This is a genomic window from Xenorhabdus taiwanensis (assembly GCF_036512875.1).
Taxonomy (GTDB): Bacteria; Pseudomonadota; Gammaproteobacteria; order Enterobacterales; family Enterobacteriaceae; genus Xenorhabdus; species Xenorhabdus taiwanensis.
In genome coordinates, this window is the sequence record NZ_AP028978.1 from 3,046,317 (window position 1) to 3,058,495 (window position 12,179).

Consider the following 12,179-nt stretch of genomic DNA (forward strand, 5'->3'; position numbering starts at 1 on the left):
CCTCCCCTTTAATCCCAAAGCTGGATAATAGGTTTGCTGGCGGCAGGCATAAATTCTGGCATTTCAACTTTCGTTCCATGAGGCAATACTGCGCCAAAATCAGCCAATCCAGGATTTGCCAGCAACACACGCTCAGTCATTCCCAATGTACGTCCATAATGACGCCAGCAAATGGCATCAACTGTCTCATTTTGTTGTGCGGTAACTTGCATACACTCTCCTTTCTCTTTGCAAAAGTCAGTTAGTAAATCGGAGAGTTATGATCAAATAATTAGCGAAATGCCTCAATGCGGTGAGATTGTTAGGTCAGTAATACATAAACCAAGGGCAGGAAATGGTTTCCTGCCCTTGGCTCCTAGCTCTTATTACAATGATATGTTATTCATTGGAGGGTATTGTTCCTTTGTCAGCGTTAATCAGATAGCCAACTATCATCCTCCCAAACCTCTTGAATGAGTTCCATCATGTGGTCGTGTTCACTACTTTTTTTAGTCCCTGTTACTCTTACGGAGGTGCTACTGCTAATTCCAATTCTAAAATTTGTATCAGGATAGTGTGGTAATATTCTTTTTTTTAGTTCACTTTCTAATGAAGATATGACTGATTTAGAAACATTAGCTTGTTTATCGAAAAGTATCTCCACTCGCATTCTTTTCCCCGCCAAATCTATTCTTCTATTATTGCACCCGAATTCCCTAACATTTTGTTGCTGTTCACCTCATTACCTAACAGATCGCTCTCCTGTTTACCCTGGTAACTGTTAAACCTTTTTTCATAAGGTGCAGATAACTCTGCTATCCAAACCAGTGCCAGCTCTTTGTCTTCCGCATGATTGCATTCGCAACTTGTTGCCATTCTAGCAATGAAATTGATACGTTGCGCTACCAATGATTCTATAAGAGATTCCACTGATCTATCTGCCTCCATATAAGAAACTGTATGTATATACAGTACACGTAATAAGACTAAAATTAAAGTAGTTTTTACCTGTTTTAGTCATTAAATTTAATAGTTAGTAACTATTGTTTGCTGTTTTAGCAGAAACATTTGCCAGTTTGTTTAATTTTTACACTGTGACAATTCTACGGTCTGTATAACCCGCTATCTTTCTACCTCCCTGTTCATCCGTACAGTTATTGACAGAACTCCAAGAGGAAATTTTTATGCGTCTTTTATAAACAATTCGTTCAGATGTAACCGTCGATTCTGATTTTGGCACGATGGTCCATTGGTGGAGCCGCGTACAAATAAATCCTGCATGAGACAAAAATGGGGAGGTCACGCCTTGTATGGATTGAACATCTTCACCATAAGGACTGCCAAAAGGGATATTTTTGTAAGATAAGCGAATAACTAAATCACGACGTGAAACCCAAGGCCCGCCCTGTGCTTGGGTATAAGCAGCCCAATTCCCCTCATCTGCCGCTTGTAACACTGCGTTTATTTTGTGGTCAGACAGGCGTACTTCCCTGAGCCGACGCAATTCGCGCCAAACCGAAACTGGAGCGCCGCCAATTTGTTGAAATTGGCGAATGCGCCAGCGACTCGCCCAGGCAGTCACTGATTTTGCCATATCACGCAGGGATTCACCGGTTTCATGGTCTTTTTCTTCTTCCAGTGCATAACCATCAATATTTTTGGAAATGTACTTGGCAATATAACCGGTCGCACTGCCTTTATTGGGATCGATCGCCCGATAGTTAAAACGCACCTTTTTGGCTTCATCGTCCTGCAACTCACCCTGCTCTTCCTGACAAGCGTAATGCTCAAGGAGCCTTCTGACTTGCTGCAAATGCTCCGGCAACATAAACAGCACCATATGCCAATGAGGAGTGCCATCATGATGTGGTTCCACCACACGGAAACCAAATAGATTAATACCTGCCCGTGCCAACGCAGCCCGAGCTTTTGCCCAGACACCGCATAAATAACGTTGAGTATCGCGTGGCGTTGCGCCATTCCAGGATTTGACAAACCCGCCCTTGTGCTGGACAGCATGATATTTCGCAGGAGCTGTGATGGTATAAAATTCCCCAACACAGTGCATCTTGTTGGCAATATCTTCGAAACCGCGCATTCTGACCATCAATTCACAACGTCGGATCGCAGGATTCGCGTTGCTATGAACAACTGTCTCTGCCAGTGAGATTCGTTCCCCTTTTTCATTTTCCAAATCAAAATGCTTGAAAAATTCACGATTGCGCCGTTTTTGTTCCAGCCATTCCCGCAATGCCTGGTGTGAAACATAAGGAGAAGCGACTTGCTGTACCTGCCCAACGGCAATGGCCATATGTTCAGCTTGGATATCACGCAAACGCTTTAAACGAAAATACCACCAACGGGCAGACATCATGCGCAACATGCCAGAACAGAGTTGATCAACAGATGGCATTTTGCGGCCATGATTGAAACGCTGCCAATACGGAGGATGAGTACCACATTGCAAAGTCAGCTTTGCCAGTAATTGGTACAATTTAGCAACGCGGGAAAATGACTCATCTTTGCAGCCAACAGAAATTGGTTCGTGTTTTTGGGAAACACGCAAAGAATAGTGCTCATAATTACCAGAAATAAAAACGGAAATGTCGTGAGCAAGTTTCAAGAGACGTTTGCGATCATATGTCGCCATATTTTCCAATTGTTCAATGAAAGGAAAAGGCGTTATACCAGAAATATAATGACTAAACTGATACCTTTCTTTTACCCGTTGCAATCTCGGCAGGATATTTTGTCCAACCGTTTTTCTCAGAAAAGAATTTGCATCACGTCGGCCTGAGTGATTAAAGATATCAATATAACGGCGGCTAAAGTATTTAGCCAAAAAATCTGGCATTTGTCCTATATATTGGTGACGCCATTGATGATCTTCCGCGTTAACTTCCCATAACAGGCGCTCCGCCATTGAAACTCCCAGCGGTATGTTTTGTTCATAAGTGATAACGTTACTATTCATCAATTTCACCATATTCAGGACGAGTAAGAGCCTGGCGTATCCATGCCATTTGTTCAAAAAAGAAATAATGTGTTTAAAAAGCTACAATTAATTGGGCAATGTCAGGTACTTGGGAAATTGACTGACAACGACCTTAATATGGTTCATCGCCTTGATCAGCGCCCGCTTTTCCTCTTGGGTAAAATGGTTGAATTCACTATCATGGCGGGAGTGTGGGATATTCGCCAAATAGAGAATGGCAGATAACGCTCGTTTATTCTGTTCGTAGTAATCATCTCTTTTATCACGCATATCAGCTAAAAACCGATTTAACTCCTTTTCATTGTCGCCCCAATATATTGCCCTAATCCTCGACAGGTGATTCAATCCTCCCAGCCGCTGGCCGAGGTTAATCTGGGTAAACTTTTCTTGCTCAGTATTCGCCATATTTTCCCTCAACATTTTCCTAGAAAACGATCCTCAAGATTCCCCGCTATTTTCAACACTTCTCTTCATTTCAAACTTTCTACCTATCCTCAATGGCATTTCCGAAATACACCGATATCAGGCATAAAGATTGAAATTTGGGCGTTCATGATGCAATATCTCTCAATGGTTTTCATCTTAACCAATCCGGACCCACCAAAGGTCTCACATCGAGAACTTAGGCGGGATACTAATAGCTCTTATCTGTACTGTCAATGAAAAATACCAATATTGAGATCAAAATGGGGGCCGATAGTGGGGGAAGACCTGCTATTGAACGTCTTGTCCGCGCATATGGATTTAAATCACGTCAGGCCCTAAGTGACCATTTGGGCGTTTCCAAAAGCACGATGGCAAACCGCTACCTTCGTGATAGTTTCCCTGCGGATTGGATCATCCAGTGCAATCTCGAAACTGGCACTTCACTGCTGTGGTTGAGCACGGGTCAGGGAGAAATGTTCCCAAATGGAGAAAGTGGCAAAAAAGCGGAACGGTTGGAAGATATCATTGCTCCATCCATCTCTCGTGTAAAATTATCGGGCGGTAAACTCAATGAAGTTAGCCCTGTGATTCTGGACAGCGAGTTGATTTCCAAGGAACTCAAAAATCCACTGATTGTTGATGATGGTGCCTCATGGTATCTGCTGGATACGCAGGAAGATAATATTCAAGACGGTTTATGGCTGGTGGATATTGAAGGTATGCACAGTATCAAAAAGATTGCCAAAATCCCAATCAGCAAGATTCGGGTCAGCGATAGTGACGTCACTTTTGATTGTGCAATCAGCGATATCAAATTCATTGGCCGCGTCGCTCTGGTCATATCCAGACAATAATAATCTGGCATAAAACGGTTTCCATCAAGGTTATGTCTGTCTATTAGGATAACCTTGATGGTGTTCAACCATTTTCATACAAAATCTGAATGCCGAAGCCGGTACAGAACATGCTCCCTTAATGGATGGTTTTCTTCCAATCCAGGGTGAAGAAATGTTTTTTCATCCCTGACCATGCCCACTTTTTTCATGACACTTTCCGAGCGGTAATTAGAAACTGTGGTAAAAGCAACAATTTCCTCCAACCCGATTTCCGTAAACGCAAAGTCAAAAATTCTGCGGGCGGCTTCACCAGTATAACCTTGCCCCCAAAATGACTTGTCCAGACGCCAGCCTATCTCAACAAAAGGCGAGAATGGAAATTTGATGTTCGGGACATTCAGTCCTACAGAGCCAATAAATTCACCACTTTGTTTTAATTCAACCGCCCATAATCCCCATCCACCCTGCGTTTCAAACTTGCGGATACAATTATCAATAAAAGTATCGCTCTGCGTTTTAGTCAGTATGTCAGGAAAAAATTCCATTACCTCAGGGTTGCTACTTAAGCGAAAGAAAGGTTCTCTGTCCTCGGCTTTCCAGGCACGAAGCCACAACCGTTCTGTTTCCAATTCGACAACCACAGCGCCTCCTTGATTATCAAGTGTTGCTTTTCGCTTTTGGTTTTTCGCCCTGATTTTCCCTAATGGAAATAACTCGTTCCATTTCTGGTTTTTTCTTATTATCAACCTGTTCGGATTGACCAAAAAACAACCCACCACGTCGAATTGACATACTGCCACAACGGCTAATGCCCCGTAATTCACCATGTTCAAGGATATCTAATGTTTCCGCACAGCACGTGCCTTCAACATGGCCATCGATGATAATTTCAGGTGCATTCAGCTCACCCTCAACTTTACCGGCATGCATAATCCGAATGGCACCACCTTTTACGCGAATATTGCCAACAACTTTACCCCAGATCTGGATATCCCCTTCCATTTCGACATCCCCCTTGAAGACAGAGTTTTTTGCAATAATGGTATTGGGGCGGATCTCGGCTTCTGGTAATTTTTTCTCTTCAGGCTTGATGCCCATAGCAGGTGTCACAGAACTGGCAATCGCTGCTTCGGTTGTTTTTTTTCCAAACATAGCGTTTATTCTCAATTTCATTTTCATAAAGTAAAACACTAAGGCTAAAAAAGATAAAATTGCTGTCATGGTGCAACTAAAATGAGCACCATACAGATATAGTCCCAATGCAATTCCCCAAAGGAGCCATACACTGCATAAAAAAGCGTTATCTGAAAAACGATACATTGTCATATTGTTCTCGTTTTTGTGGTTTTTTTTTATATTTCATCAGCAAAATATATCTATACATATGCCTTAGCAGGTAACAGAAATAGGCTGTGGAAGCACATCCTACCATTGTACAAGTATAAAAAACAATCTACGAAGCTATAACAGAGGGATTTATAGCGTTATTACACGGATAAAGCTTCTATTTGAGTTTAATCCTCTGATTTGTTGTTGAATTTTTTCACATTTATGAAATAAGAAAATCCAGAAATATAGATTTCACGTCTTATTTTATATATATACATCACATAAATTCACAATTTAATGACAACAAATACAATAAACACAAAAGACCAACAAAAATGCATCATAGTTAGAGCCATGAAAACACGCTATGCCCAATAATGATTTAGTTTATGGCTATTTCATCTATAAATCTGCAATCAGAATTAAATGGGTTAATCTGCCATTATTTAAATGATATAGGTCACCAATAATTGATGTTTTTTGATGTTAATGTTTCTATTTCAATATTCATTTACATAATGATTCATCTTGTGTTTTTAAAATCATCAACATTACCTATTATATTATTACTGCGCAAACATTTGGATTAATAAAAAATACTTATAAATTAAATAATTGAAAAAACCCACAAAAAAACAAACATCACTTTAATATTAATGACACCTTAAAAATAACCATGCGGATATTGATAAAAATAAGGAAAAAATCACACTTAAACCTAACACAAATATTCATTTAGTTATATAATATCAACGGTTACTTAATAATAAAAAACACTTCATGCACTCATCAAAAAATGATTACTCACGATACGGAAAATTAGGAGTATTAGATGAAAAGGACGACAGGCGTAAATCAAAAGAATATTTGTACGATCCAATTAACCATGCCGGATTTCAATATCCTGGAACATAAACAAAGAGGGCTATATATTTTACTTGATGGCGAAATGGTGTGGAAAGATTGCATAAACACTTATCACATTAAATCGAATGAAATCCTTTTTACCCATCCCGGAAGTTATGCAGCGAAAACCAATACAGAAAGTTGTCAGCTATTATGGTTACCCTTACACATGGAGTTCTTACGTAGTTTCTTACAACGTTTCGGATCATTATTAAGTCAGTTAGAGCGACAAGAGTTTCCTGCTTATAGGTTGATTCCTTTTAACCAGTTTCCCTTGTTAACGGAAAGCATTCGTGGGCTGGCGAACTTAATGGCACATGATTCTCCTCCAGCTTTGGTTCAACTAAGAGTTGAAGAGTTACTGTTGCTGCTTTCCTTGGGTAAGCAGGGAACATTGCTAATGTCTATTCTACGGAAATTAAGCAATCGCCCGGTAGAACGCCTGCAAACATTTATGGAAGCTCACTATCTCAAAGAATGGAAATTGAATGACTTCGCACGTGAATTCGGTATGGGGTTAACTTCTTTTAAGGAGCTTTTTAACAGTGTCTATGGCACTTCACCCAAGGCCTGGATTAGTGAACAACGCATTCTTTATGCTCATCAATTATTACTAAATAGCGAAATGAGTATCGCCGATATTTCACTGGAATCGGGTTTTTCCAGTCAGTCCTATTTCACTCAAAGCTATCGCCGACGCTTTGGCTGTACACCTAATCGCTCAAGATACGGCAAAGATGAATGATTCATTTAATAACTAATAGTTAGTGTTATATTTCATAAATCAAGGCTTTCCAGTTTTATATAAACTTGTTTAGATCAAACTGAAAAGCCGCAACCACAATTAGCCAAAGAAAGCACCCAAATCATGAATGATCGTTTTTATCGATCAATCTCCTCTTATTGATCTGTGCAATCCATTGGACGGCAGTATCTCATCTCACATATAGTCATGGTGACTCATCACTGTTTAGAGCTAATCCGACTAAGCTCTAAGTCACCACCAGGGATTTTTATATTTGCCGTATTTTTGGCCTGCTTCCGCGCAGGCTTTTTTTATTCTTTTTGCTTGCTATCTGCACTATAAAAAACTGTACCTAATTTAATTCTTTCACGGCCGGTAGCCAGACGATGGCGATTAGTATCCCGCAGCGAGTAAATACAACCACAATATTCCTGCTGATAGAACTCTTCTCGTTTACTGATTTCTATCATACGGGCAGATCCGCCCCCTTTGCGCCAGTTATATTCCCAATACATTAAGTCAGGGTAACGGGAAGCGGCACGAACTCCACATTCATTGATTTGCTGCATGTTTTTCCAACGCGAAATACCGAGCGAGCTGGTAATCACCGGGAAACCATGTTCGTAGGCATAAAGCGCTGTTCGTTCGAAACGCATATCAAAACACATTGTGCAACGAATACCGCGTTCAGGCTCATTTTCCATTCCTTTCGCGCGTTCAAACCAATTATCACGGTCGTAATCGGCGTCGATAAAAGGAATGCCCATCTCCTGCGCAAAACGGATATTTTCATCTTTACGCAGTTCGTATTCTTTCAGGGGATGAATATTGGGGTTATAGAAAAATATTGTGAAATCAATTCCTGCAGCCAACATCGCTTCCATCACTTCCCCAGAACATGGCGCACAACATGAGTGCAATAGCACTTTTTTGTGTCCGTTTGGCAATGGAAGAGATTTACGTTCATAACTCAGTGACATAATATTTCTTACCTGATTCAGACAATAAAAAATCAGGAAGAGAACAAAGACCCCCTCCCTGTGTTTACTGGATAAACATTTTACCTTTTTCTACTGTCTTACGACAATCTTTGTAAAACAATCAGGCTTCCTGTACTTCTGGCAAAACCTGCCCACCATCAACGACAATTGTTTGCCCAGTAATATATTTTGCTTCATCGGAAGCCAGGAAACAGGCAGCATAGCCAATATCTTCAGGCGAACCCAAAGCCCGCATTGGCGTGATATCTTTCGCATAACTGAGGAATTCATCACCAAACGACTTTAAGCCTTCCGTCATAATCATGCCTGGCATAACCGCATTAATGGTAATACCTTGCCCCGCGTATTCCAACGCCGCACTGCGCATAAACCCTAGCTGCCCTGCCTTACTGGCACCATAGTGACTGTAACCCTGAATGCCCGTTATCTCACCCGTTATTGATGAAGTGATAACAACACGCCCGTAATGCTGCTTTTCCATAACATTCAGCGCAGCTTGCACCAGGAAAAATGTTCCTTTAAGGTTGACGGTGTGCACTAAATCCCAATCTTCCGCAGTCATATCTTTCAAATAATGCTGTGGAAAAATACCTGCATTGGAACAAAGAATATCGAGCCTACCGTACTTTTCAACAATCTGAGCAATCACGTTTTTACATGCTGCCTGATCAGTCACATCAAGAGGTATAAAATCAACCTCCAGCTCTTTGGCAATGGTTTCTCCTCTCAGCTCATCAGTGCCGGCAATAATAGTAACAGCACCAGCTTGCTTCAATACCCTGGCAATTCCCATGCCAATACCTTTGGTTCCACCTGAAATAAAAGCAATTTTTCCCGCTAAATTAAACATAGCTTTTCCTTTTGTATTAGTGGTGAGCGTTTTTTTATTACCTTAAATATAATTCTTTAATTTATTTTTAAACCGTGACTTTATCAAATTTAATAAATGAAAACAGCATATTAAAAAACATAAAATAAGGTCGCATTATTTACATGAAAAATTGAAATAAAGCTTTCTTCTTAAATTTTTCCGACATTGCTTATTTTTCTGCCAGAGATTACTTTTAAAGTACATAACATTTTGTTAACGAAATAACATGGAGTGAAAAGTATGATTCTCGATAATTCATTCTTACGTGAATATACCGGTACAACATTATCACCGATTTTATTTCTTAAAAGAGCTGTATTAAGCAATGGTAATGATATAGCTATCATTGATGGAAAACAGCGTTGGACCTGGCACCAATATGCTAATCGCTGTGAAAGAATTGCTATCTCTCTCCAACAAATGGGGGTGGATAAAGAAAGTGTAGTCTCGGCTATTTTACCCAATATTCATGAATTGCTTGAATTACATTTTGCTGTTCCTTTGTCCGGCGGTATCCTCAATGCTTTGAGTACCCGAACAGATGCAGCCACATTAAATTTTGTTTTTGAAAAACTACATCCTAAAATATTATTCATCGACAAAAGTTATCTTTCACTATTAAATAATATCTCTTTCAACAATCCAATTAAGATAATTATTGTTGATGAAAACAACTCAGCTATTCCTATATCTCCTGCCGGACATGAATTTATATCTTACGAATCACTGGTAACCGAACACTCATCAAAAACACTCTCATTTAGCCAAATTGACGAACAAGCCGCAATCAGTATCAATTCCACTTCGGGCACCAGCGGGCAACCGAAACTGGTTGTTTATTCTCACCGTGGGGCATTTTTAAATGCTATTTCTAATATTCTGGATTGGGATATGCCCAGGACTCCCACCTTTTTATGGACTCTTCCCATGTTTCACTGCAATGGCTGGTGTTTCCCGTGGACAGTTGCGGCACGGGCTGGCACCCATATCTGCATAAGAAAATTTGATGCAGAAGAAACGATGCAACTTATCCAGGAACATCACGTAACCCACTATTGCGGTGCCCCGATTATTCACTACTCTTTAGGCAAGATAATGCAAAAGCATGGAAAGCATTTTGGTGGTCGCGTTTACGGCTTGATTGCTGGCGCCCCACCGACAGAAATGATGTTTTCATTGCTGGACGAGGTCGGTATCAATGCAACGCATGTTTATGGATTAACCGAAACTTATGGTCCTGTCGTTGTTTGTGAAAATAAGCATGAATGGCAAGCACTACCAGAATCAGAAAAAGTCTTAAAACGGATGCGTCAGGGAATTGTTTCTAATTTACAAGGGCAGGTGAGCGTTATTGATAAAAATAACTCAGTAGTTCCTTTTGATGGCAAAACCATCGGCGAGATCGCTATTCGCGGTAATATCGTAGCAGCTTATGATCCTGTACGTCATGTTACACCGGAGATCACCAATCAATGGTTTTATACTGGTGATTTAGCTGTCGTCGATCCTGATGGCTATATCAAAATCATCGATAGAAAAAAAGATATCATTATTTCTGGTGGTGAGAATATTTCCAGTCTTGAGCTAGAAAATGCCCTGTCCAGTTACCCGGGTGTTTTGGCTGCTGCTGTTGTGGCAAAACCCGATCCCTATTGGGGAGAAGTTCCCCATGCTTTTATTGAATCCGCCGAAAATGCATCAATCACAGAGCAAGAGTTAGACGATTATATTTGTACTGTAATAGCACGGTATAAACGCCCCAAAGGATATACTTTTTTAACTTTACCACGAAATGCCAATGGCAAAGTTGTGAAAGAACAATTGAGAAAACGTGTTAAAGACTGATATAACTCGCATAAAGACAATAACGATAAATTAATCCTTTGGGCTTAATTTATATGTTTAAAGACGGCGCTATTACGTGCGGCCTTTCTAATGCAGGTAAGTTGATCCCACTACTTGCTAATTTCCCCATATGGCAATACATCGAGCAGGCTGCATCAATCAGGGACATAGCAATGGCCGCACCGCTGCCCTCACCAAGACGCAAATCTAAATGCAGGTAGGGTTGCAAATTCAAATATTGTAACGCCAGTGCAGCACCTTTTTCTGCCGACATGTGGGAAGGGATACAATAATCCCGTGCTATGGAGGATATTTGACATGCGGCTAATGCTGACGCATAAGATAAGAAACCATCAAGTACCACAGGTACACCAGAAGCCGCCGCTCCCAAGATCACACCAGCCATGCCGACAAGTTCAAATCCTCCCACTTTTGCCAATACATCAATGGCATTTTTGTTATCTGGCTGATTGATGGCAATAGCCTGCCGCACAATGGTTTGTTTATGCGCCAGCCGCTCAGAAGGTAAATTAGCGCCTAACCCAACCACATCACAGGGATCACTTCCTGTCAGGACACTGATAACTGCGGCTGCCGCAGTCGTATTGGCAACGCCTAACTCTCCAATACCAAATACCGTTATTCCTGCCGCAATGCGCTTTTGCACCAGTTGTGCGCTTGTCAGCAACAGCATTTCAGCGTGTTCATAATCCATCGCCGCCCCTTTGGCAATATTGCCGCAACCCCGTGCTATTTTAAGGGACAATATTTTTTCGATAGGATCACAATCTATGCCAATATCCACAGGCAAGACATGTGTTCCACTGTTTTTTGCCAGCACACAAACACCTGTTAACCCTTTCAGCATATTGCGTGCCTGTATGGCCGTAACGTTTTTAGGTGAAATAGCTACGCCTTCGTCATATACACCATGATCAGCACACATGACGATAATCTCTTTTTGCAGGTTTTGCAGACCAGCAATACCAGGCATACCCGATAGTTGGATCGCCAATGCTTCAAGACGCCCCAAACTTTCCAATGGCTTGACTAAGCTGTCAACGTGCTGTGCCGCTTTTTCCATGTTTTCCCGATCCAGAGGTTGGATCGCATCAATCAATGATTGTAGTGTCATGTTTATCCATCCAACTGACATTCTGTCTGAGCGTTGAACATGCGCAACGTGGTAAATCCCACATGGGTACCGACAATACTGTAAGCCCCTTGCTTCTCCTGATTGACTTTG

Annotated in this window: 13 protein-coding genes; 3 read left to right on the top strand and 10 right to left on the bottom strand. The window is 41.0% G+C overall.

Going from position 1 to position 12,179, the window contains the following annotated elements; genetic code table 11:
- Positions 1-8 precede the first annotated feature (8 nt).
- The 5 genes from ACE1SE_RS14145 to ACE1SE_RS14165 all read right to left on the bottom strand — a co-directional run bounded on the left by ACE1SE_RS14145 (position 9) and on the right by ACE1SE_RS14165 (position 3,379).
- Positions 9-212, bottom strand: a complete 204-nt coding sequence (locus tag ACE1SE_RS14145; protein ID WP_374051402.1) for a tail protein X — start codon at positions 210-212, stop codon at positions 9-11.
- A 200-nt stretch (positions 213-412) separates the two neighbouring features.
- Positions 413-649, bottom strand: a complete 237-nt coding sequence (locus ACE1SE_RS14150; RefSeq protein ID WP_374051403.1) for a DinI-like family protein — start codon at positions 647-649, stop codon at positions 413-415.
- 17 nt (positions 650-666) lie between these two features.
- Entirely contained in the window at positions 667-909 is a 243-nt protein-coding gene (locus tag ACE1SE_RS14155; RefSeq protein ID WP_374051404.1) for a hypothetical protein, read from the bottom strand.
- A 157-nt stretch (positions 910-1,066) separates the two neighbouring features.
- Positions 1,067-2,953 (bottom strand): replication endonuclease, encoded by a 1,887-nt coding sequence (locus ACE1SE_RS14160; protein WP_374051405.1) that lies wholly within the window; start codon positions 2,951-2,953, stop codon positions 1,067-1,069.
- Between the two features lie 87 nt (positions 2,954-3,040).
- Positions 3,041-3,379, bottom strand: a complete 339-nt coding sequence (locus tag ACE1SE_RS14165) for a DUF5347 family protein (protein ID WP_374051406.1) — start codon at positions 3,377-3,379, stop codon at positions 3,041-3,043.
- Between the two features lie 254 nt (positions 3,380-3,633).
- Here ACE1SE_RS14165 and ACE1SE_RS14170 point away from each other — a divergent pair, with 254 nt between their 5' ends.
- Positions 3,634-4,254, top strand: a complete 621-nt coding sequence (locus ACE1SE_RS14170; protein WP_374051407.1) for a phage repressor protein CI — start codon at positions 3,634-3,636, stop codon at positions 4,252-4,254.
- Positions 4,255-4,328: 74 nt separating this feature from the next.
- On the opposite strand, the gene ACE1SE_RS14175 is transcribed toward ACE1SE_RS14170, so the two are convergent.
- Together ACE1SE_RS14175 and ACE1SE_RS14180 are read right to left on the bottom strand one after the other, a co-directional pair.
- A complete protein-coding gene (locus ACE1SE_RS14175; RefSeq protein WP_374051408.1) occupies positions 4,329-4,877 on the bottom strand; it encodes a GNAT family N-acetyltransferase in 549 nt (182 codons plus the stop codon).
- Positions 4,878-4,893: 16 nt separating this feature from the next.
- The gene (locus ACE1SE_RS14180; RefSeq protein WP_374051409.1) at positions 4,894-5,388 is read right to left on the bottom strand and encodes a bactofilin family protein; all 495 of its coding nucleotides are present in this window, start codon (positions 5,386-5,388) and stop codon (positions 4,894-4,896) included.
- 1,009 nt (positions 5,389-6,397) lie between these two features.
- Here ACE1SE_RS14180 and ACE1SE_RS14185 point away from each other — a divergent pair.
- A complete protein-coding gene (locus ACE1SE_RS14185; RefSeq protein WP_374051410.1) occupies positions 6,398-7,216 on the top strand; it encodes a helix-turn-helix transcriptional regulator in 819 nt (272 codons plus the stop codon).
- A 311-nt stretch (positions 7,217-7,527) separates the two neighbouring features.
- Here ACE1SE_RS14185 and ACE1SE_RS14190 read toward each other — a convergent pair whose 3' ends face one another.
- Positions 7,528-8,196 (bottom strand): epoxyqueuosine reductase QueH, encoded by a 669-nt coding sequence (locus ACE1SE_RS14190; protein ID WP_374051411.1) that lies wholly within the window; start codon positions 8,194-8,196, stop codon positions 7,528-7,530.
- Between the two features lie 121 nt (positions 8,197-8,317).
- Positions 8,318-9,067 carry an SDR family NAD(P)-dependent oxidoreductase gene (locus ACE1SE_RS14195; protein ID WP_374051412.1) on the bottom strand — a complete coding sequence of 250 codons (750 nt, stop codon included), beginning with the start codon at positions 9,065-9,067 and terminating at the stop codon, positions 8,318-8,320.
- 261 nt (positions 9,068-9,328) lie between these two features.
- Here ACE1SE_RS14195 and ACE1SE_RS14200 point away from each other — a divergent pair, with 261 nt between their 5' ends.
- On the top strand, positions 9,329-10,933 hold the full coding sequence (locus ACE1SE_RS14200) for an AMP-binding protein (RefSeq protein WP_374051413.1): 1,605 nt from the start codon (positions 9,329-9,331) through the stop codon (positions 10,931-10,933).
- A 49-nt stretch (positions 10,934-10,982) separates the two neighbouring features.
- Here the strand turns inward: ACE1SE_RS14200 and cobT are convergent, their stop codons facing one another.
- Positions 10,983-12,068, bottom strand: coding sequence for a nicotinate-nucleotide--dimethylbenzimidazole phosphoribosyltransferase (gene cobT / locus ACE1SE_RS14205; protein ID WP_374051414.1), 1,086 nt, complete (start codon positions 12,066-12,068; stop codon positions 10,983-10,985).
- Between the last annotated feature and the right edge of the window lie 111 nt (positions 12,069-12,179).